We start from the raw sequence: 20,404 nt of genomic DNA on the forward strand, positions 1-20,404 counted from the left end.
AGCTCGACGGTTTCGCCACCCCGAGCCCGGAGGTCTGTTCCGCATGTCCGCCCCCGTCGTAGAGGAGCCCGACTCCGCCGCAGTCCTCGCCGCCGAGCAGGCGCATCTCGCCGAATCCCGCGCCGCCCTGCGCCGGATGCGCGAGCACGCCGAGGGCATGTCGGCCGACGCCGCCGCCGACTGGGTCTCGCGCCAGTTCCTGGAATCGTTGCTGGACCAGCGCGTCGCGGCCCTCGCCGACCACCCCGACACCCCGCTGTTCTTCGGCCGCATGGACCACGACCGGGACCACGGCGGCGACGCCGAGGCCGTCGCGGAGGACCTGCCGCGCACCATGTACGTCGGCCGCCGCCACGTGCACGACGGCCCCGAGGGCCGCCCGCTGGTGCTGGACTGGCGCGCCCCGGTGTCGCGGGCGTTCTACCAGGCGGGCCCGGCCGACCCGATGGGCTGGCGTCGTCGCCGCCGGTTCGGCTTCCAGGGCGGCGCGCTCACCGCGTTCGAGGACGAGCCGCTCGACGGCCGCGCCCTCGGCCCGTCGGCCATCCTCACCGCCGAGATCGAGCGGCCCCGCACCGGCCCGATGCGCGACATCGTCGCCACCATCCAGCCCGAGCAGGACGTCATCGTGCGCGCCGACCTGCCGCAGACCGTGTGCGTGCAGGGCGCGCCGGGCACCGGCAAGACCGCCGTCGGCCTGCACCGCGCCGCCTACCTGCTGTTCACCCACCGCGAGCGGCTGGCCCGCTCCGGCGTGCTGATCGTCGGCCCCAACCGCGCGTTCCTCGCCTATATCTCGGCGGTGCTGCCCGCGCTGGGCGAGGTCCGCGTGGACCAGGCCACCATCGAGGACCTGCTCGGCGCGCCCGCCGCCGTCGAGCCGGACGAGGTCGCCGCGCTCAAGGGCGAGGCGCGCATGGCCGACGTGCTGCACAAGGCGTTGTGGCGGCACATCCGCAAGCCCGAAGAGGGCCTGGTCGTCACCCAGGGCGTCGCCCGCTACCGGCTCGCCGACCACGAGGTGCGCGAGATCGCCGCCGCGCTGCGCGGCACCGCCCGCTACGGGAACGGCCGCGAGATGTTCGCCCAGCGCCTGGCCCACCAGATCCTGGTGCGGATGGAGCAGCGCGGCTACGCCGCCGACGACCGCGACCAGGACCGGGTGACCCGCTCCAAGCCCGTCAAGCAGCTCGTGGACCAGGTCTGGCCGAAGGTGACGCCCGAGCAGGTGCTGTTCCGGCTGCTGTCGGACGCCGACTTCCTACGCACCGCCGCCAAGGGCGTGCTGGACGAGGACGAGCAGGCAGCGTTGCGGTGGGCCAAGCCGCCGCGCTCGCACCGCTCCGCCAAGTGGACCGCCGCCGACCGCGCCCTGCTGGACGAGCTGACCGGCCTCATCGACCGCACGCCGACGCTCGGGCATCTGGTCGTGGACGAGGCCCAGGACCTGTCGGCCATGCAGCTCCGCGCCCTGGGCCGCCGCTGCGCCGGGAGTTCGGCCACCGTCTTGGGCGACATCGCGCAGGGCACCACGCCTTGGTCGGCCCGCTCCTGGACCGAGGTCCTGGAGCACCTGGGGCAGAAGGGCGAGGTCACCGAGCTGACGCTCGGGTTCCGCGTGCCCGGGGCCGTCCTGGACTACGCCGCGCGCCTGCTCCCGCACGTCGCGCCCGAACTCGCCGCCCCGCGCTCGTTGCGCGCCGGGATCGGCGCGCTCACCGTCACCCGCGCCGACGACCTCGCCGAAGGAGTGGTCGAGGCCGCCCGCGCCGCGCTGGCCCGCGAGGGCTCGATCGGCCTGATCGCCGCCGACGCCGACGTGCCCGCGCACGCCGCCGCCCTCACCGCCGCCGGCCTGGACCACACCGTGCTCGGCCCCGACTCCGACGGGTCCGGACGGCTGCTGCTCATCCCCGCCACGCTCGCCAAGGGACTGGAGTACGACCACGTGATCATCGCCGAACCGGCCGTCATCGCGGCCGCCGAACCGCGCGGCCTCGCCCGCCTGTACGTGGTGCTGACCCGCGCGGTCACCTCGCTCGCCGTCGTCCACCGCGCCGACCTGCCCGCCGAGCTGGCCGCATGAGCGAGGTCGTCACCCTGCCCGCCGCCCCGCCGTTCGACTTCGGGGCCACGCTGCGGTTCCTGGAGGGCTTCGCGCTGGCCGCCGACGCCCAGCGCGTCGAGGGCGGCGCGCTCACCCGCGCGCTGCGCGCCGGGGGCCGCACCGTCGTCGCGCGCCTCACCGCCGACGGCGACGCGGCCCTCCGCTGCGAGCTGCACGCCGACGGCCCGCTGGACGCCGACGTGATCGACGAGGCCGCCGACCGCCTCTCCGCCTCGCTGAGCCTGGCCGACGACCTGACCGGCTTCTACGAGATCGCCCGCGAGGACCCCGACTTCGCGCCCGTCGTCGAACGCCTGCACGGCTACCACCAGGCGCGGTTCAGCACGCCGCTGGAGGCGATGGTCTGGTCGATCCTGACCCAGCGCAACACCTTCACGATGAGCGTGCGGGGCCGCCGTAACCTAGCCGCCGACATCGGAGCCACCCTGACGGTGGACGGCGTGCCCTACACCGCCTTCCCCGACATCGAGCAGCTCGCCGCGCTGCCGCCGGGCCGCGTCGCCGAGCTGATCGGCAACCAGCGCAAGGGCCGCTTTCTCGCCGACGCCCTGCACGCCTGGCTGGAGGTGGACGAGGACTTCCTGAGCACCGCCCCCTACGCCGAGGCCAAGAAGGTGCTGCTCGGCCTGCCGGGCGTCGGCCCCTGGTCGGCGACGTTCATCATGATCCGGGGCCTGGGCCGCACCGACGAGACGCCGGTCGAGAAGCAGCTGGTGGAACCGGCGTCCCGCGTCTACGGCCAGCCGCTGTCGCAGGCGCAGATCCAGAAGATCGGCGGGCGCTACGGGCCGTGGGCCGGGCTGTGGGCGCACTACCTGCGCCTCGTCGGCTGACCGTCGCCGGGCTCGGCGATCTCGGTCAGCCGGGCCCGGACCTCGGCGAGCGGCTCCAGCAGCTCGTCCAGCGCCAGTTCCCCGGCCTGCTCCTTGAGGCCGGGGAGCCGCTGGGCGAGGTCGCCGATGACCTGGGTGATGGCGACCAGCTCTTGGAGTTGCTGTTCGGCGCGGGCCTGCGCCTCCTGCTGGGCCAGCCGGACGGTCTCGTCCAGCCGGTGCCGTAGGAGCCGCTGGTAGCCGCTGCGGTGCAGCAGCCACAACGCCGGGATCGGCGCGATGGAGACCACCGTGACCAGTATCCGCAGCAGGTAGGTCATGGCGAAGACGGTGAGGCTGCGGCCGCTGAGCGCGCCCAGGGCCGTGCTCTGCTCCAGGGGCCCGGCAGCTTCGGAAAGTCTTGTGCGGATCACGGCGACCTCGGTGGCGATCTCCCGATCGATCCGCGTCTTGACCGTCAGCGCCAGCGACTGGCCGGTGCCGCGCAGGGTGCCGAGACCGGTCTGGTTCTCGACGAGCCTGCTGTCGTGCCGGAACGCGTCCGCCTCGGCTTTGGCGCGCTTGCAGTCCGGGCCGTCGCCGGGGCGTCCTGTCCCGCCCTGGCCCGTGCACTCCCGTGTGGCGGTCTCTTGCAGGTAGGTCAGCTGTTTCAGATCGCTGTCGACCTGAGCCTTCAGGTCCTTGGCCTGCTCGATGACGGTCGACAGCCGCTGGCGCTGGGAGAGTGTCGATTCGCTCAGGATGCTGGACGGGCAGTCGCGGGGAGTCGACAGGGGGAGCAAGGGGTTGCACCGGTGCAGCCGGGCATTGGCCGTGCGCAACGTTTGCTCGTGGCGGGCCTGTATCTCGTGGTTCACCTCCGATCCGAAGACCTCCAGCAGCAGCGGTTCCGCAATGACCAGGCCCATCAGGCTCGCCAGGACCATGCGGGGCACGACCGTCCCCAACGCCCCGCCCCGGCCGCCGCCCAGGGGTAGCGACGCGAGCAGCCAACGGTCCAGGGCCAGCAGCACCAGACCCCAGGACACGCCCACGGCCAGCGCCACCGCAACGTTGCCCAGCACGCTCACGACCAGCAGCACCGTCAGGGCGCCGACCATCAGCGTCGCGGCCAGGAGCAGCAGGCTGACCGACGTGTAGCGTCCGCGCTCCTGCGGCACCAGGTCGAGGACCTCCTCGTCCACACCGATGAGACGGCGCAACAACGGCCCCACTCTGCCCCGGCCGGGCGGAGGAACCGGCGGAGCGACGTGCTCGACCTCGTCGGCCCGGCCCCGGTCGTCCAGCGCCTCCCACGCCGCTACCCACTCCCGGACGCGCTCCTCCTCCAGTCCGCACGCCCGTGCATAGGCGAGCACGAACGAGACCTTCGGCAGGCGGCCGCGCTTCAACGTCTCGCTGACCGTGCTGGGCGGCAGCACGTTGTGCCCGTCCGCGCGCTTGTTCAGGTCGGCCAGCGACAACCGCGCCCACGTCCGCAGCTCCGCCAGCAGATCCAGGAAGTCCCGTACGGACGCGGCCGCGGCGGGGTCGGGCGGATCTCCCATCGGCACGTGGGCGTCGATCGGCCGTCCCACCGAGACGGCCGCCTCCTCCCACGACGCCTGAAACTCCGCCTCGTCGCCGCCGCACGCGACGACGTAGGCGCGGGCCACCTCCCAGGTCGGCAGCGTCCGGCCCCGCGCCGCCGCCGTGCAGGTCGTCGGCGAGTACCCGGCCCGCTCGGCGACCTGCCGCAGCGTCAGCCCGGACCCCCGGCGCAGTTCCCGCAGTCGTTGCGCGAAGGCGGCGACCGCGCCGGCGGACGGGTCGAGCGGCTCCTCCGGCCGCCCGGCTCTGGACACCGGCCCCGACCTACCCGGGCTGGGGGAGGGTGGCGGCCAGGCGCGGCGACCACGGCGACCGCGCCCCGGCGAGCCGGGCGACGACCTCGGCGGCGATCAGGCCGATCCCGGCGGTGCAGCCGAGCGCGGGCACCGGCGGCATCCCCCGGTGCAGCAACCACAGGCAGACCACGGCGACGACCACCAGGACCAGCACGGCGGTCCGGCCCGGCGGCAGGGGACCGGGGGTGGGGAGATCGGACAGGGGATCGGACATGGGCACGACACCTTCCCTTCACGGCGTGAGACGAGGAACGGGACCCGGCCACCGCCCGCCGGGGCTTGCCGACCCCGTGACGGCTGCGAGCGCCGTCACCGCGAGCGGTGTGCCCCTCACTCTCCTGCACCACAGGGGCACCGGGAAGGCCGTCGCGCGGCACGGTCCGTCCGGGTTCGCGGCCGGTGACGAACGCGCAGCTCAGCGAGTTGTGCGGGCCGCGTTCGGCGTCCGTACGGCCGGTGTCGGCCGCCAGGGCGGGGACGGTTGTGCGGCCGGTGTCCGGGCCGCCGTCCGGACGCCGCCGCCCTCGACCCCCCGCCGGACGGGATGTGACACTGGGGCCGAGCCGCCCCTCGGGCGGCACTTCCGCACCTTCGCCTCATGGCGTGAGACGAGGAGCCGCGGACCCGAAGGGCCCTCGTTGCCGCGAGGGCCCTTCTTCACGTCCGGGCCTTGTGACGGCTCACAGCACGGTTGACCTCATCAGTGGGCGCTTTCTAAGGTGGGGCACATACCGACCGGTTGGTATGTCCGTGTCGGCAGGTCCGTGGCACCCGTTTCCCGGAGGTCCCCGTGAGCACCGCACCACCCGACGCCGACGAGCTGCGCAGGCGGGTCGGCGATTTCCTGGCCGGGCACGACCCGGCCGCGACGGAGCCCCTGGAGTTCCTGCGCGCCCGCTTCGACGCCGGGCTCGCCTGGGTGCACTACCCCGAGGGGCTGGGCGGCCTCGGCGCGCCGCGCGCCCTCCAGCCCCAGGTGGACAAGGCGTTCGCCGCCGCCGGGGCGCCGACCAACCAGCCCGAGCGCAACGGCATCGGGCTCGGCATGGCCGCCCCCACCGTCCTCGCCTTCGGCACCGAGGAGCAGAAGAGGCGCTTCCTGCGGCCGCTGTGGACGGGCGAGGAGATCTGGTGCCAGCTGTTCTCCGAGCCCGGCGCCGGTTCCGACCTCGCCGCGCTCGGCACCCGCGCCGTCCGCGACGGCGACCACTGGACCGTCAACGGCCAGAAGGTCTGGACGTCGATGGCGCACGAGGCGCGCTGGGCGATCCTGGTGACCCGCACCGACCCCGACGTGCCCAAGCACCGCGGCATGACCTACTTCGTGTGCGACATGACCGCGCCCGGCGTCGAGGTGCGGCCGCTGCGCCAGATCACCGGCGAGGCCGAGTTCAACGAGGTCTTCCTGACCGACGTGCGCATTCCTGACGAGCACCGCCTCGGCGAGGTCGGCGACGGCTGGCGGGTGTCCACCACCACGCTGATGAACGAGCGCGTCGCCATCGGCGGCGCGGCGACCCCGCGCGAGGGCGGCATGATCGGCGTCGTCGCGAAGTTGTGGCGCGAGCGTCCCGAGCTGCGCACCCCCGGCCTGCACGAGGCGCTGCTGCGCTCCTGGGTGGAGGCCGAGGCCGCCCGCCTGACCGGCGAGCGGCTGCGCCAGCAGCTCACCGCCGGGCAGCCCGGCCCCGAGGGCTCGGCCGCCAAGCTCGCCTTCGCCGCCCTCAACCAGCAGATCTCCGGCCTGGAGCTGGAACTGCTCGGCGAGGACGGCCTGCGCTACGACGACTGGACCATGCGCCGCCCGTCGGAGGTGGACTTCACCCGCCGCTCGCCCGGCTACCGCTACCTGCGCGCCAAGGGCAACTCCATCGAGGGCGGCACCTCCGAGATCCTGCGCAACATCATCGCCGAACGCGTGCTGGGCCTGCCCGGCGAGATCCGGGTGGACAAGGACGTGCCGTGGAAGGACCTGCCCAAGTGAGCGACCTGCTGTACAGCGAGATCGAGAACGACCTGCGCGCCGGCGTCCGCGGGCTGCTGGACGACAAGGCCGCCTGGACCGACGTCCTCGCCGGGACCGAGAAGGACGACGCGCACGACGCCGCGCTGTGGCGCGCGCTCACCGACATGGGCGTCACCGCCCTGCCGGTGCCCGAGGACCTGGGCGGGGCGGGCGCGTCGTGGCGCGAGACCGCCGTGGTGATGGAGGAGCTGGGCCGCGCCGTCGCGGCGGTGCCGTTCCTGACCGGGGCCGTGCTCGGCGTCGCCGCGTCGCAGGCCGCCGGAGACCGCGACCTGCTGTCCGGCGGCCGGACGGCGCTGCTCGCGGTGCCGTTCACCACCGCGCCGAACGGCCCGCTGCCCGGCGGGGTGCAGGCCGACGGCGGGACGGTGACCGGCACCGTCACCAGCGTCGCCGACGCGGCCGCCGCCGACGTGCTGCTGGTCCCGGCGTCCGGCGGGCTGTACGCCGTCGAGGCCGCCGACGCGCGGCTGACGCCGGTGGTGTCGCTGGACATGACCCGGCGGTTGTGCGACGTCACGTTCGACGCGGCCCCCGCCCGGCGGATCGCCGAGGGAGACGACGCGCTGCGCCAGGCCCTCGCCGTCGGCGCGGCGATGCTGGCGTCCGAGCAGCTCGGCCTGGCCGAACGTTGCCTGGAGACCACCGTCGCCTACCTCAAGACCCGCTACCAGTTCGGCCGCCCGGTCGGCTCCTACCAGGGACTCAAGCACCGGCTCGCCGACCTGTGGACCGCCATCACGCAGGCCCGCGCCGTCGCCCGGTACGCCGCCGACTGCGCCGCCACCGGCGACCCGGACCTGCCGGTCGCGGTGGCCGTCGCACAGGCGCACTGCTCGACCGTGACCGTCCGGGCGGCCGAGGAGTGCGTCCAGATGCACGGCGGCATCGGCTTCACCTGGGAGCACCCGGCGCACCTGTACCTCAAGCGGGCCAAGAGCGGCGCGCTGGCGCTCGGCACGCCCGACCGGCACCGCGCGGCGCTGGCCGCCCTGGTGGATCTGCCGTACGGGTCCTGACGGCGGGTCATAAGATCGCGGATGTGAGCGAACAGGGCGAGCCCTCCGGCGACACTCTGCGCACTTCGCCCCACAAGGCCGGTCAGGCACTCGCGCGGCGCTTGAGGTCTCCGAACCGGATCCAGGGCCCGCCTCTTCTTCGTTACGCCGTCGATCCGTGCATGCAACCGGCCGCCGACTTGGCCCGTTCCTACAAAGCGGTGATCACCGTCGGGCCCGGCTTCGTAGGCATCGACACTACGGCGACCCTTCCCACCTTGCTGTACTGAGCCGACACCCCGCCGAACGGAGCCGGGACACCGTCCTTCGTTTGGGGCCCGTGGCTCCGCTCACCGCACAGGCAGCAGGAGATGAGGGAGACTCGATGACCCGCAACCGGGCCTGTCCGGCGACGAAATCGCCGCTCCGCAGAGAGAAGGCCCACCGATGACCGCCACCCCCGCCATGATCCGCGACGTGACCGTGTGGACGCAGGGCCGCTGGGTCGCCGGGCAGGACGTGCACCTGCGCGGCGGCCGCGTCACCGAGGTCGTCCCGCACGGCGCGCGGCCCGCCGCGGGCGACGTCCTGGACGGCAGCGGCGGCCACCTGATCCCCGGCCTGGTCAACACCCACACCCACCTGCACCAGGCGGTGATGCGCGGCATCGCCGAGGGCGAGCCGCTGATCCGCTGGTTGCGCTACGTCGCCGAGGGCACCGTCGCCCTCACCCCCGAGCAGGCGTACGTCGCGGCGGCCGCCGCCTCGCTGGAGGCGCTGCGCAGCGGCACCACCGCGCTGGTGGAGCACATGTGGCCGCACCCCTCACGCGCCGTGCACGACGCCATCCTGAAAGCCCTGGACGACACCGGCATCCGCGCCGTCGTCTGCCGGGGCGTGGCCGACCGCCCCGACACCACCCGCAAGTGGGGCTTCGAGCCGCGCCTGATGGAACCGCTGGACGAGGCGTTCGACCACGTGGACGAGCTGGCCGCGCGCACCGCAGGCGGCCGGATCGGGCTGGGCGTCGCGGTGCCCAACCCGCGCTCGCTCACCCCCGACGGGCTGCGCCGCGTCCGCGCGTTCGCCGAGGAGCGCGGCATGACCGCCAGCATCCACCTGCTGGAGACCGCCACCGACGAGGACATGTGCCGCGAGCACGCGGGCGTCGGCGCGGTCGGCTACCTGGAGGAGGCCGGTTTCCTGTGGGACCGGCTGCTGGCGGTGCACTGCTGCAAGCTCGACGCCGAGGGCCGCCGCCTGCTGGCGGGCCGCGGCGTCGGCGTCTCCTACAACCCGCTGAGCAACATGCGCCTGGGCAGCGGCGTCGCGCCCGTCCCCGAGATGCTGGAGGCCGGGATCCGCGTCGGCCTCGGCGTGGACGGCGCGGCCAGCAACGACACCCAGGACGCGCTGGAGACCATGCGCATGGGCGCCTACCTGCAACGCGCGGTGCGCGGCCGGTCCGACCTGCTCGGTTTCGCCGACATGCTGGGCCTGGCCACCAGCGGCGCCAACGCCGTGCTCGGCCTGGAGGAGCGGCCCGACGGCGTGCTGCCGGGCGTGCAGGCCGACCTGGTGCTGCTGCGCTTCGACCGCGACCTGGCGTGCGTGCCGGTGCTCGACCCCGGCGCGACGCTGCTCACCACCGGCAGCTCACGCACCGTCGACAGCGTGCTGGTGGACGGCGAGGTGCTGATCAGCGACGGCCGCAGCACCCGCATGGACGAGAAGGACCTGATCGCCCGCGCGGTCGCCGCCGCGCCCGACCCCGCGCTGCTCGTCCCGTGATCCTCTGGAGTCCCATGCCGTCACCCTCGGCCTTGCGCCTCCCGTTAGGGGAGCTGCGAGGGTGAGGCCATGGACGACGGCGATCCCCTGGTTCCGATCGGCGAGCTGGCCCGGCGCACCGGGCTGACGGTCAAGACCATCAGGTTCTACTCCGACCGTGGCATCGTGCCCCCGGCCGCCCGCAACGCGGCGGGGCACCGTCTGTACGGCGGGGCGGCCCTCGCCCGCCTGGAGCTGGTGCGGACGCTGCGCGACCTCGGGCTGGACCTGGCCACGATCCGCCGGATCGTGCACCGGGAGGTCGCGCTCGCCGACGTCGCCGAGGCGCACGCCCGCGCCCTCACGGCACAGATCACGACGTTGCGGTTCCGGCGCGCGGTGGCGACGGCGGTGGCCCGGCGCGGCATCACCATGGACGAAGGGGACCTCATGCACCGACTGGCCCGGCTGTCGGCCGAACAGCGCCGGAACCTGATCGCCGATTTCCTGGACGGCGTCTTCGCGGACCTGGGGGAGGGCGGCGGCCTGCCCGGCATCCGGCGCACGCTGACCCCGGAACTGCCCGACGACCCGTCCGACGAGCAGATCGAGGCGTGGGTGGAGCTGGCCGAACTGTCCCAGGACGAGGACTTCCGCACCCTCCTGCGGACCCTGGCCGAACACCAGTCCCGCATCGGCCCGCCTCTGCGCCGCGACCCAGTGTCGGTGGCCGTCGAACACGCGGCCACGGCGCTGGCGAACGGCGTGGCCCCGACCTCCCCGGCAGCGGCCCCGATCGTCGAGACGATCACCGCGTACGGCGGCGGCCACCTGCCGGACCTGCTGGCGGCCGCCGGAGACCCGCGCAGGCAGCGGTACGTCGAGCTGCTCTCGATCGTCAACGGCTGGACCGCGCCGGACGACCTGGCCCCGATGCTCGACTGGTCCGTCCAAGCGCTGAACGCCCACGGCGGTCACGCCTCCAGCGCGGCGCGCACCTGACGCAGGACCTCCGCTTCGGGAGGGGTGTCGATGAGCAGTTCGGGGCCGATCAGGGCGGCGACCTCCTCGTAGGCGTCGCCGTGGTCGGTCAGCGTCCAGCCGGGCCAGCGGGCGGGCAGCAGGCGCGGATCGTGCAGGCAGTCGATCGACCACCAGTCCGCGCGCCGCTCGGGCACGTCGAGCAGGAGGCCGCTGTAGGGGACGCCGTCCAGCACGGCGAACGTGGACGCCTCGTCTTGCGGGACGAGCAGCGGATCGGGACCGGCGAGCAGGAGCGGGCCTAGTTCGTCGCCCCACCACCCTGCGAACGACAGCCGTTCGGGGGCGCTGCGGATCGTGACCAGGGCGTGCGCCATGGCGGTCGGGTCTTCGTCGTCCACGACCTCGTACGCCCATTGCTCGTGCAGTGGACTCGGCGGATCGTCCAGGTAGAGCACGGTGCTGTAGGGCAGCTCCAGGTAGTCCATTACCTCGAAGAGGCCGCGCGACGCCCACTTCACGCGCCAACCCGGCCAGCAGGCGCCGACCAAGTTCAGCCAGGCCCGGATCTGGGGGACCGACGTGTCGCTCTCCAGGCCCGGCATCTCCTGGTTGGTGTGCACGAGCAGCAGCCGCCGTCGCAGATCGAGCAGTGCCACCCCTTCCCACCAGACCGAGTTCATCCAGCGGTTAGGGGTGCCGCCTTCCTGGGCGCGGATGAAGGAGATCGCGGCTTCCGGGCCTGGTAGCAGGTCGCGGAAGAGGCCGGACGCGCCGCGGTCGCGGGTCCAGACCTGGTGGTTGTCCCCGTCGATGATCACGTAGTGCGCGTGGCCGCCGCTCATGGCCGCCAGGGTAATCAGCCGGTGACGACCGCCAGAAGTCGTTTTCCGGGTGGGAACGTGCCCTGGATGGCGAGGGTGAGGATGCCGTGCAGCATCTTGGCCACGTAGATCCGGTCGAGGGTGATGCCGTGGCGGGTGGCGAAGTCGTTGATGAAGGCGTCCAGTTCCGGGGTGCGGCGGGCGTAGCCGCCGTGGTGGAAGGCGGTTTCGATGCTCCAGTCGCCGCGTCGTTCGCCGTAGGTCTCGCGCTGTAGGCGTTCGACGTCGTCGTTCAGGAACTCGCCGCCTTTCAGGGCCGCGAAGCCCAGCGCGCGTTGGTGTGGGGCCAATCCTGCGGCCAGGCCTGCGAGTGTTCCGCCGGTTCCTACCGCGCAGCACACCACGTCGTAGGACGGGCCGATCTCCGCTCCTAGTTCGGCGCAGCCTTGCACGGCCAGGGCGTTGCTTCCGCCTTCGGGGAGTAGGTAGAAGTCGCCCCACTTTTGGTGCAGCGCCTCGATTACGGCGGGGTCGGTTTTGTGGCGGTAGGTCGTGCGGTCCAGGTAGGCGAGCTTCATGCCTTGGGTTGCTGCGAACTCCAGTACTTCGTTCAGGGGCAGGTGTTCTTCGCCTCGCACGATCCCGATGGTCGAGAAGCCGAACAGGCGGCCTGCGGCGGCCGTGGCGCGTAGGTGGTTGGAGTACGCGCCGCCGAAGGTGAGGAGGGTGTGGTGGCTCTGCTCTGCGGCCGCGCGGAGGTTGTGTTTCAGCTTGCGCCACTTGTTGCCCGGCAGGTCCAGATGGATCAGGTCGTCGCGCTTGAGGAACAGCCGGACGCCTGCTCGTGTGAGGCGTTCGTCGTGGAGCTCCGTCACGGGGGAGGGGAGGCGCGGGGGTGTCGTCCGCTCGTCAGGCCACGATCGGGGCCAGGTAGCCACGCAGCACCTTCTTCATCTCGCGGACCGACGCCGCGCGCTCGTCGCCTTCGGTCGAGGTCACCAGCGGGACCATCGCCTGGAAGAGCTGGATCAGCACGCGGGCCGTGCGCGCGCGGTCGTCGGAGGGCAGGTCCGGCGCGCGTACTTCGAGCATCCGCTCCACCCGGCCCAGCAGCGCCGCCTGGATGGGGCGGGCGGCCGCGGCGAGGCCGGGCGGCATGTCGGGGCGGGCGAACAGCGCCTTGAAGCCGGGGTTGGCGATGTTGAACGCCACGATCGGGTCGGCCATGCGGTCGATGAGCTCGTCCAGGTCGAGGGCGGCGTGGTCGAGTTCGTCGAACGCCGCCGCGTGGGCGGCCCGCATCTCGCTCACGAACCGGTCGGCCAGTGCCCGGGCGACGGCCTCCTTGTTGCCGAAGAACTGGTACAGCGAGCCCGGCGAGACCCCGGCGGCGGCCGCGATGGCGTTGGTGGTCGCCGCCTCGTACCCGGACTCGGCGAAGACCCGGGCGGCCGCCGCCAGGATCTCCGCCATCCGGCGCTCCCCGCGCGCCTGCCTGCGGCGCGGTCGTTCCTCGTCCCCCATGGGCCCTCCGTCCGGTCCCCCGAAGTATTGCAAACGCGAGTCATCGCTCGTATTGTCCCCAGAAACACGAGCGATGACTCGTAAATTCCTCCGGACGGGGAGACCATGCTGGGAAGGTTCGTCGTACGCCGTGCGCGGTGGATCGTGGTGGCCGGGGTGCTGCTGACGGTCGTGGCCGCGCTGGTCGGCGCCGGGACGATCGGCGCGCTGTCGCTCAACCGCTTCGAGGCCCCGGGCTCGGAGTCGATGCGCGCCCGGGACGCGCTGGCCCGCGAGTACGGCACCGGCAGCCCGAACGTCGCGCTGCTGGTGACCGCCCGCTCCGGCACCGTGGACGACCCGGCCGTCGCCGCCGCGGGCCGCGCCCTCACCGAGGAGCTGCGCGCCTGGCCGGGCGTCGGCGACGCCTGGTCCTACTGGACGCGCGGCAACCGGCCCACGCTGCGCGGCGACGGCGCGCGCCAGGCCCTGGTGCTGGCCTGGCTGCCCGGCGACGCCGACCGGGTGCGCCGCGAAGCGCTGCCCGCCCTCGCGCCGCGCTTCAACCGCGCCGACGCCACCGTCAAGGTCGAGGTCGGCGGCGGCGACGAGGTGTTCCGGCAGGTCATGGAGCAGGCGCGGCGGGACTTCACGCGCGCCGAGCTGATCGTCCTGCCGCTGGTGTTGCTGCTGTTGTGGCGCGTCTACCGGCGCTTCCTCCCGGCCCTGCTCACCCTCGGCACCGGCCTGACGGCGGTGCTCGGCTCGCTGGCGCTGCTGCGTGGGGCGCTCGCGTTCGCCGAGATCTCGACGTTCGCCGCCAACCTCGCGCTGGTCATGGGCATCGGTCTCGGCGTCGACTACGGCCTCTTCATGATCTTCCGGTTCCGCGAGGAGCTGCGGCTCCACCCGGTGCCCGAGGCGGTGGCGCGCACCGTGCGCGGCGCGGGGCGCACCGTGCTGTTCAGCGGTGTCACGGTCGCGGCGGCGCTGTCGGTGCTGCTGGTGTTCCCCTTCCCGTTCCTCGCCTCGTTCGCCTACGCGGGCGTCGCCGTCGTGATCGCCGCCGTCGCCGCCGCGACGCTCGTGCTGCCGGCCGCGCTGGCACTGCTGGGCCGCCGCGTCGAACGCCGGAGCCCGGCCCCCGACAGCGCCGGGATCTGGCACGCGGTCGTCTCCCGGGTGATGCGGCGGCCGGTCGTGCTCGGCGGCGCGGCGCTCGGCGTCGTCCTGCTGCTCGGCGCGCCGTTCCTGGGCATCCGGTTCGGCCTGCCCGACGACCGGGTGCTGCCCGGCTCCGCGCCCGTCCGCCAGATGTACGACCAGGTCCGCGCCGGTTTCCCCGCCGAGGAAGCCGACGCCCTGCACGTGGTGATGCCCGCCGCCGACCCCGCCGCCGTTGCTCCCTACGCCGCCCGCCTCGCCCGGATCGAAGGGGTCCTGCGCGTCGACGCCGCCTCCGGACCCACTCCCTGGTTGTCGGTCGTCCCCTCGGCCGACCGCCTGGAACGGGACGCGATCGGCCTGGTCCGCGAGGTGCGCGCCGTCCCCGCCCCCGCCGGGACCCTGGTCGGCGGCTACCCCGCCGAGCTGACCGACTACCGCGACGGCGTCACCGCCCGGCTGCCGCTGGTCGCCGCCCTCGTCGTCGCGGTGACCTGCGCGGTGCTGTTCCTGATGACCGGCAGCGTGGTCGCGCCGCTCAAGGCGTCGCTGCTGAACGCGGTGAGCCTGACGGTCATGTTCGGCGCGCTGGTGTTCGTCTTCCAGGACGGCCGCCTGGCGGGGCTGCTCGGCTTCACCCCGACGGGGACGATCGAGCCGAGCATCCCCCTCCTGATGTTCTGCGTCGCCTACGGCCTGTCCATGGACTACGAGGTGCTGCTGCTGTCACGGATCAAGGAGGAGTACGACCGCACCGGCGACGCCGCCGGCTCGGTGCCCGCCGGGATCGCCCGCAGCGCGCCCCTGGTCACCGCCGCCGCCGTCATCCTGGCGGTGTCCTTCGCCGCCTACGCCACCGGCCGGGTGGTGTTCCTCCAGCAGCTCGGCGTCGGCATGGCCCTCACCGTCCTGGTGGACGCGACCCTGGTCCGGGGTGTCCTGGCCCCGGCCTTCATGCGCCTGGCCGGACCCGCCAACTGGTGGGCCCCCGCCCCGCTGCGCCGCCTCCACCGCCGCGTCGGCCTCGCCGAGGACCCGGCCCCCGCCCTGGACGCCCCCGCCCCGCGCGTCTACGAGCGCTCGTAGGCGGGCAGGTTGAGGCGCTCGCGGATCGTCTGCTGGATCGTGTGCTTGTCCGGGCGGGCGTCGATGGTGAATACGTACTCCTTGCGCCGGAACAGCTCGATGATGGGGTCGGTCTTCTCGTGGTAGACGCGCAACCGCTCGGCCAGCGCCTCCTCGGTGTCGTCCGGGCGGCTCACCAGCTCGCCGCCGCACACGTCGCAGCGGCCCTCGTCGGCGGGGCGGTGTGCGATCAGGTTGTAGTCGAGGCCGCAGCGCGAGCACAGGCGGCGGGCCAGCACGCGGCGACGCACCTCGGCGTCGGGCAGGTCCAGGTGGATCACGCCGTCGATGTCGTAGCTCTCCAAGAAGAACTCCGCCTGGCGCGGGTTGCGGGGGAAGCCGTCGATGATGAAGCCGTAGTTCCAGTCGTGCTGGTCCAGCCGGTCGCGGACGACGCCCGCCACCAGGTCGTCGTTCACCAGCTCGCCCGCCGACACGGCGCGGCGGACCTGCGCGCCGAGCTTGGTGTGGCTCTGCACGTGCCAGCGGAAGATGTCGCCGACGCTGATGTGCACCAGGTCAAGGTCCCGGGCCAGCAGCAGCGACTGGGTCCCCTTGCCGCTGCCCTGAGCACCGATGATGACGTATTTGCGCATGCCGGAACCCTGGCACGCGGCGGGCGCGCGGCGCTAATCGACGTCGCGGCGGCGCGGCCGGTGGCGGTCGGGGGGCCGGTCCCGGGCGTTGAGCGAGCGCAGCAGCGAGTCCAGCGCGGGCGGCCGCACGCACACGAACGTCGCGCGGGTGCGGCGGGCGCAGTGCAGCCGCACCGACGGCCGGACCAGCCGCGACAGCAGGCCGCGCGAGCCGTGCCCGACCACCAGGATGTCGTCGTCGCGCGCGAGCCGCACCAGGGCCGCGCCCGGTTCGCCGACCAGCGCGAGCGTGGCGGTCTCCACGCCGGCGGGCGCGCCGCCCGCCGTCTCGGCCAGCAGCCGGGCGACGAGCTCGGCGCCCGCGCCGCGCAGGGCCTCGGTGATCCCGCAGCCGAGCTGGCCGGCGGCCGACACGTGCGGGGGGAGCGGGGCGGCGTGCACCACCAGCAGCGGCAGCCGCCGCAGCCGGGCCTCGCCGATCGCCCAGGACAGGGCGCAGCGCGCCCCGGCGGAGTCGTCGACCCCGACGACCACGCGCGGGCCGCCGTCCGGTCGTGAGATCACGGTGTCTCGTCCTCCGAACACCACTGTTTGAGCTGTGCCTGACAGCTTGGCAGGACGGTGACCTCGGCGGAAGGGGGCGCGCGGAAACCTCAGCCGGCGGGCTCCTCCAGCACCTCCGCGGCCAGGCCGCGCATGTCGGGGTGCACGTCCGGGGTGACGCGCACCAGCAGCGCCAGCGAGTCCAGGACGGGCACCGCGCGGTCGCGTCCGGCGCGCAGCGCGGCCAGGAACCGCCACGACACCAGCGCCGCCACGTCGGCGCGGGCCTCGGGGTGCGTCCAGGCCACCGCGACCAGCGCCAGCAGCGCCGCCTCGCCCGTCCAGTCCTCCGGGCCGTAGGCGAGGTCGACCAGGACGGCGCGGCGGCGCGACCCCTCCCACGGCTCGTCGGGGCGGTGGTGGGCGATGCCGAGGCACGCCCACGCCTGCGCCGACCGGATCCACTCCGGCAGCGTCGCGGGGTCGGGCTCGGGCTGCGCGGGCGGGTGGACCAGCACGCCCAGCAGGTCGTCGAGATCGGTCTCGGCCAGCCGCACCGCGTCGTCGTAGGCGCCCGGCAGGTGCCGCCACCGGTGCCCGGCCATAGCCTGGACGGCGCGCAGCGCCTCGGGCGACGGCGGCGGGACGGCCGGGTGCGCGGTCACGCCGTCGTACTCCCAGACGCGGTGCCGCACCGTGCGGACCGGGCCCTCGGCGAACACCTCCGGGACGGTGCGGCGCGGGTCGGGCTCGGGCACGCCGGTGATGTCGACGGTGGAGCCCGGCAGCGCCCGGTCGAACGCCAGCAGCGCGCTGGGCGGCTCCGGCGCCGACAACGTCAACGCGGCCCCGCCCGTGCCGCCGCCCTCCGCCAGCATCTGCCGCAGCACGTTGACCACCGCCTCCGACGGCCGGGGCACGTGCCCCAGCCAGTAGTGGCGCTGGGACACGTTGGTGAGGACGCGGTCGGCGTGCGCGTTGTCGGGGCGGGCGCGCAGGTGGTCGGCCAGCGCCGCCAGGTGGGCCGGGTCGCCGTCGCGGTCGAAGCGCATCCCGCAGGCGGTGGGGAACGCGCTGGGGTCGTCGGGGTCCAGCTCCAGGGCGCGTTCCAGCCACGGCATCGCCTCGTCGGGCCGCCCGGCGGACGCCATCAGCTCGCCGATGTCGGTGAGCAGCGCGGTGTTGCCCGGGTCGAAGGCCAGGGCGCGCCGCCACGCCTGCTCGGCCAGGTCCCACTGCCGCGCGGCGCGGTGGGCGTAGCCGAGCGCCATCGCGGCGTTGAAGGACGGCTCGACCGCCTCGGCGCGCGCGGCGAACTCGACGGCCTCGGCCGGGTCGGCGATCCGGCGCAGCAACATCGAGCCCGTCCACAGCAGCCCGGCGTGCCCGGGGTGGGCGGCGACGGCCGCGCGCAGCAGCGCCGCGTAGGGCAGCAGCGGGGGCCGCTCGTCCTCGGGCACCGGATCGTTCAGGCCGGTGACCAGCCGCACCACCCGCATCGCGAGGTCGTCGGGGTCGAGCCGGGCGGCGGCCGACGGGTCGTGCATCCACGGCACGTCGGCCCAGGCGCCGCGCGGCTCGTGGCACTGCGCCGACACCAGCAGCCCGACCGCCTCGCCGTACTCGCCGCGGCCCGCCAGCACGTGCGCGCGGGCGACGACGGTGCCGAGGAAGACCGGCTGCTCCAGCGGGTACAGCTCCGGGCCGCCGTCGGGACGCGCGGCCAGCAGCGCCAGCAGCTCGTGCGCCTCGGGCAGCGCGGGCGCGTGCACCAGGGCGCGGGCGACGTGGTCGGCGGCGTGCCGCAACTCGCCGTCGTCGAGCGCGAGCCGCGCCATCCCCAGCTCGCCCTCGGCCTCCAGCCTCGGATCGGTGACGCCCTCGTGCCTGTGCGCCTCGGTCACGCGCCCTCCCGCAGAACGATCGTTTCGGCCAACCCTCCCACGGGGCTGTGACAGAACGCCCGCCGATGTACTGAACCGCCCACCTTCGGTGGAAACGGGTACATGTCCGGATAGCAGGCAGCGCCCCACCGCGAGGAGGACGGGACCGATGAACCTGGGAGACCTGATCTGGCGGGCCGGCGAGGAACTCGACCCGCGCCGCCAGTTCGACGGCGTGCGCGCCCCCGGCCGCACCCTGCGCGACGCCGTCGAGGGCAGGCGCGTCCTGCTGACCGGCGCGTCGGCCGGGATCGGCCGCGAGACCGCGCTGCTGCTGGCCGGGGCGGGCGCCGAACTGGTGCTGGTCGCCCGCCGCTCCGCGCTGCTCAAGGACCTGGCCGCCGAGGTCGCCGAGCGCGGCGGCGTCGCGCACCCCTACCCCTGCGACCTCACCGACGCCGAGCAGGTGGAGACCCTGGCCGGGTACGCCACCGAGGGGCTGGGCGGCGTGGACGTGCTGGTCAACAACGCCGGGCACTCCATCCGCCGCAACCTCGCCGCCAGCGCCGACCCGCTGCGCGACGCCGAGCGGCTGATGGAGCTCAACTACTTCGGCGCGCTGCGGCTCACCCTCCCGGTCGTCGCGCACATGCGCGAGCGCCGCCGCGGCCACGTCGTCAACGTCTCCACCCTCGGCGTGCAGGTCGGCGCGCAACCCCTGTTCGCCGGGTACCTGGCGTCCAAGGCGGCGCTGGACGCCTACGCGCGCTCGGCCGCGCCCGAGACCCGCCGCGACGGGGTGGTGTGGACGACCGTGCACATGCCGCTGGTGCGCACCGAGATGATCGCGCCCACCCGCGCCTACCGGGCCTTCCCCGCCCTGACGGCCCGCTCGGGCGCGCGCCTGCTCGCGCACGCGATCGTGCACCGCCCGGCCCGCGTCAGCCACCCCGCCGGGACCGCCGGGCACCTGCTCGACCTGGCCGTGCCCGGCGTGGTCGAGCGGGTGATGGGCCGCGCCGCCCGCCGCACCGGCGGCCTGTAACCGGCAGGGCGGCCCGGGACGCGTCAGGGCTCCAGGACGAACGGGACGGTGGCGCGCACGCGCCCGTTGACCACGATCTCCAGCTCGCGCGGGCCGGGCGGCTCCACCCGCGTGGTGACCGGCTTGAAGGAGTGGGACCGGCTGACGGTGAGGGTCTCGCCGGGCTCGGCGGCGACGCGTTCGGCCAGGTGGAACACGCGGCGCGAGCCGGGGCGCGTCACCGCGTACTTCAGCACCAGCGGGCCGGGCCGCTCGGCGCGCAGCACCACGGTGAACGGCAGCCGCCCGCCGACCGCGACCCGGTCGCCGGCGAGGCTCAGCGAGTCGACCGTCCCGTTGCCGGGCTCGGCGCCCACCAGCGTCAGCGCGCCCGGGTGCCCGGCGCGCAGCAGGCCGCGCGCCGCATGGCGCACCACGCGGGTCACGTGCTCGCCGCCTTCGCGCCGCCATCGGCCCAGCAGCTCCAGCGCGGTGTCGGGGTGGTCCTTGGCGATGTCGTTGACGTGGTTGGCGACCGAGCGGCGCACGTACTCGCTGGGGTCGTCGCGCAGCCGCTCCAGGATCGGCAGCGCCGGGCCCGGCTCCATCAGCCACCGCACCCGCGACCCCCACGGCAGCCGGGGCCGGGTGCCCTCGGAGGCCAGGCGGCGCAGGTGCTCGTCGGGCGAGTCCGCCCAGCCCCGCATGATCGCCAGCGCGGCGTCGCCGTGCCGCACCAGGTGCGGCCGCACTGCGAACTCGCCGGTCGCGAACGGCGTGATGGCGGCGAGCGCGGCCATGGCCTCGTCCAGGTGGTCCAGCGCGTGGGCGCCGAGGTAGTCGGTGGCGGGCCAGCCGCTCCACAGGTCGAGCCGCACGTGCCCGGCCGCCGCCGCCAGCACGGCGGCGGCCTCCGGCGGGGGCGCGGGCAGCGCGTCGTGCAGCGCCCCCGACACGTGCCGGACGCGGTCCTTCAGTTCCAGGCCGTCCAGGCCGGTCACGGCGGCGGCGGTGAAGCGGTCGCGGGGGAAGGCGGGCAGCGCGGCGGTGACGCCGTCGGCCAGCGTGCGCACGGACCGCACGTTGATCATCTCTTTGAGGGGTAGTGCCACCCCGCCAG

General features: G+C 74.3%; 18 protein-coding genes. 9 read left to right on the top strand and 9 right to left on the bottom strand.

Annotated elements, in window-relative coordinates:
* Positions 1-43 precede the first annotated feature (43 nt).
* Together AH6_RS00725 and AH6_RS00730 are read left to right on the top strand one after the other, a co-directional pair.
* The gene (locus tag AH6_RS00725; protein WP_067471671.1) at positions 44-2,086 is read left to right on the top strand and encodes a HelD family protein; all 2,043 of its coding nucleotides are present in this window, start codon (positions 44-46) and stop codon (positions 2,084-2,086) included.
* Positions 2,083-2,961, top strand: a complete 879-nt coding sequence (locus AH6_RS00730) for a DNA-3-methyladenine glycosylase family protein (protein ID WP_067471674.1) — start codon at positions 2,083-2,085, stop codon at positions 2,959-2,961. Before AH6_RS00725 ends, AH6_RS00730 begins: the two co-directional genes overlap by 4 nt.
* On the opposite strand, the gene AH6_RS00735 is transcribed toward AH6_RS00730, so the two are convergent.
* Together AH6_RS00735 and AH6_RS00740 are read right to left on the bottom strand one after the other, a co-directional pair.
* Positions 2,940-4,805, bottom strand: a complete 1,866-nt coding sequence (locus tag AH6_RS00735; protein ID WP_067471677.1) for a DUF4407 domain-containing protein — start codon at positions 4,803-4,805, stop codon at positions 2,940-2,942. The genes AH6_RS00730 and AH6_RS00735 overlap by 22 nt on opposite strands.
* Positions 4,806-4,815: 10 nt before the next feature.
* Positions 4,816-5,061, bottom strand: a complete 246-nt coding sequence (locus AH6_RS00740; protein ID WP_067471680.1) for a hypothetical protein — start codon at positions 5,059-5,061, stop codon at positions 4,816-4,818.
* Positions 5,062-5,637: 576 nt separating this feature from the next.
* Here AH6_RS00740 and AH6_RS00745 point away from each other — a divergent pair.
* The 5 genes from AH6_RS00745 (at position 5,638) to AH6_RS00760 (ending at position 10,643) form a co-directional block, all read left to right on the top strand.
* Positions 5,638-6,831: an acyl-CoA dehydrogenase family protein gene (locus AH6_RS00745; RefSeq protein ID WP_067471682.1), complete on the top strand. Its 1,194-nt coding sequence runs from the start codon at positions 5,638-5,640 to the stop codon at positions 6,829-6,831.
* Complete coding sequence (locus AH6_RS00750) at positions 6,828-7,892, top strand: acyl-CoA dehydrogenase family protein (protein ID WP_067471685.1); 1,065 nt, start codon at positions 6,828-6,830, stop codon at positions 7,890-7,892. Before AH6_RS00745 ends, AH6_RS00750 begins: the two co-directional genes overlap by 4 nt.
* A 23-nt stretch (positions 7,893-7,915) precedes the next feature.
* On the top strand, positions 7,916-8,161 hold the full coding sequence (locus AH6_RS43275) for a hypothetical protein (RefSeq protein ID WP_157431191.1): 246 nt from the start codon (positions 7,916-7,918) through the stop codon (positions 8,159-8,161).
* A gap of 157 nt (positions 8,162-8,318) precedes the next feature.
* The gene (locus tag AH6_RS00755; protein WP_067471688.1) at positions 8,319-9,662 is read left to right on the top strand and encodes an amidohydrolase family protein; all 1,344 of its coding nucleotides are present in this window, start codon (positions 8,319-8,321) and stop codon (positions 9,660-9,662) included.
* A 69-nt stretch (positions 9,663-9,731) separates the two neighbouring features.
* Complete coding sequence (locus AH6_RS00760; RefSeq protein WP_067471691.1) at positions 9,732-10,643, top strand: helix-turn-helix domain-containing protein; 912 nt, start codon at positions 9,732-9,734, stop codon at positions 10,641-10,643.
* On the opposite strand, the gene AH6_RS00765 is transcribed toward AH6_RS00760, so the two are convergent.
* From AH6_RS00765 to AH6_RS00775, 3 genes are read right to left on the bottom strand one after another with little or no spacing between them, the layout of a single operon-like run.
* Positions 10,616-11,467: a hypothetical protein gene (locus AH6_RS00765; protein WP_067471694.1), complete on the bottom strand. Its 852-nt coding sequence runs from the start codon at positions 11,465-11,467 to the stop codon at positions 10,616-10,618. The two genes, AH6_RS00760 and AH6_RS00765, sit on opposite strands and share 28 nt — an antisense overlap.
* A 14-nt stretch (positions 11,468-11,481) precedes the next feature.
* Positions 11,482-12,321, bottom strand: a complete 840-nt coding sequence (locus tag AH6_RS00770) for a 1-aminocyclopropane-1-carboxylate deaminase/D-cysteine desulfhydrase (protein WP_218005668.1) — start codon at positions 12,319-12,321, stop codon at positions 11,482-11,484.
* A 34-nt stretch (positions 12,322-12,355) separates the two neighbouring features.
* Complete coding sequence (locus AH6_RS00775) at positions 12,356-12,970, bottom strand: TetR/AcrR family transcriptional regulator (RefSeq protein WP_067471700.1); 615 nt, start codon at positions 12,968-12,970, stop codon at positions 12,356-12,358.
* A gap of 105 nt (positions 12,971-13,075) precedes the next feature.
* Here AH6_RS00775 and AH6_RS00780 point away from each other — a divergent pair, with 105 nt between their 5' ends.
* The gene (locus AH6_RS00780; RefSeq protein ID WP_067471703.1) at positions 13,076-15,199 is read left to right on the top strand and encodes an MMPL family transporter; all 2,124 of its coding nucleotides are present in this window, start codon (positions 13,076-13,078) and stop codon (positions 15,197-15,199) included.
* On the opposite strand, the gene AH6_RS00785 is transcribed toward AH6_RS00780, so the two are convergent.
* From AH6_RS00785 to AH6_RS00795, 3 genes are all read right to left on the bottom strand, one after another.
* Positions 15,184-15,834, bottom strand: coding sequence for an adenylate kinase family protein (locus tag AH6_RS00785; protein ID WP_067471706.1), 651 nt, complete (start codon positions 15,832-15,834; stop codon positions 15,184-15,186). The two genes, AH6_RS00780 and AH6_RS00785, sit on opposite strands and share 16 nt — an antisense overlap.
* 33 nt (positions 15,835-15,867) lie before the next feature.
* The gene (locus tag AH6_RS00790) at positions 15,868-16,398 is read right to left on the bottom strand and encodes a universal stress protein (protein WP_067471709.1); all 531 of its coding nucleotides are present in this window, start codon (positions 16,396-16,398) and stop codon (positions 15,868-15,870) included.
* 89 nt (positions 16,399-16,487) lie between these two features.
* On the bottom strand, positions 16,488-18,281 hold the full coding sequence (locus AH6_RS00795) for a tetratricopeptide repeat protein (RefSeq protein ID WP_067471711.1): 1,794 nt from the start codon (positions 18,279-18,281) through the stop codon (positions 16,488-16,490).
* 148 nt (positions 18,282-18,429) lie between these two features.
* Here AH6_RS00795 and AH6_RS00800 point away from each other — a divergent pair, with 148 nt between their 5' ends.
* Complete coding sequence (locus tag AH6_RS00800) at positions 18,430-19,305, top strand: SDR family NAD(P)-dependent oxidoreductase (protein ID WP_067471714.1); 876 nt, start codon at positions 18,430-18,432, stop codon at positions 19,303-19,305.
* A gap of 23 nt (positions 19,306-19,328) precedes the next feature.
* Here AH6_RS00800 and AH6_RS00805 read toward each other — a convergent pair whose 3' ends face one another.
* Entirely contained in the window at positions 19,329-20,396 is a 1,068-nt protein-coding gene (locus AH6_RS00805) for a YhaZ family DNA alkylation repair protein (RefSeq protein ID WP_067471716.1), read from the bottom strand.
* Positions 20,397-20,404 lie beyond the last annotated feature (8 nt).

Origin of the sequence: Actinomadura hibisca NBRC 15177 (genome assembly GCF_001552635.1) — a bacterium.
GTDB lineage: Bacteria > Actinomycetota > Actinomycetes > Streptosporangiales > Streptosporangiaceae > Spirillospora > Spirillospora hibisca.

What these genes read in the sequence shown, in the direction of transcription:
- AH6_RS00725 (WP_067471671.1), top strand. Translation starts at nt 44, where the DNA reads ATGTCCGCCCCCGTCGTAGAGGAGCCCGACTCCGCCGCAGTCCTCGCC.
- AH6_RS00730 (WP_067471674.1), top strand. Translation starts at nt 2,083, where the DNA reads ATGAGCGAGGTCGTCACCCTGCCCGCCGCCCCGCCGTTCGACTTCGGG.
- AH6_RS00740 (WP_067471680.1), bottom strand. Translation starts at nt 5,061, where the DNA reads ATGTCCGATCCCCTGTCCGATCTCCCCACCCCCGGTCCCCTGCCGCCG.
- AH6_RS00755 (WP_067471688.1), top strand. Translation starts at nt 8,319, where the DNA reads ATGACCGCCACCCCCGCCATGATCCGCGACGTGACCGTGTGGACGCAG.
- AH6_RS00760 (WP_067471691.1), top strand. Translation starts at nt 9,732, where the DNA reads ATGGACGACGGCGATCCCCTGGTTCCGATCGGCGAGCTGGCCCGGCGC.
- AH6_RS00765 (WP_067471694.1), bottom strand. Translation starts at nt 11,467, where the DNA reads ATGAGCGGCGGCCACGCGCACTACGTGATCATCGACGGGGACAACCAC.
- AH6_RS00775 (WP_067471700.1), bottom strand. Translation starts at nt 12,970, where the DNA reads ATGGGGGACGAGGAACGACCGCGCCGCAGGCAGGCGCGCGGGGAGCGC.
- AH6_RS00780 (WP_067471703.1), top strand. Translation starts at nt 13,076, where the DNA reads ATGCTGGGAAGGTTCGTCGTACGCCGTGCGCGGTGGATCGTGGTGGCC.
- AH6_RS00785 (WP_067471706.1), bottom strand. Translation starts at nt 15,834, where the DNA reads ATGCGCAAATACGTCATCATCGGTGCTCAGGGCAGCGGCAAGGGGACC.
- AH6_RS00800 (WP_067471714.1), top strand. Translation starts at nt 18,430, where the DNA reads ATGAACCTGGGAGACCTGATCTGGCGGGCCGGCGAGGAACTCGACCCG.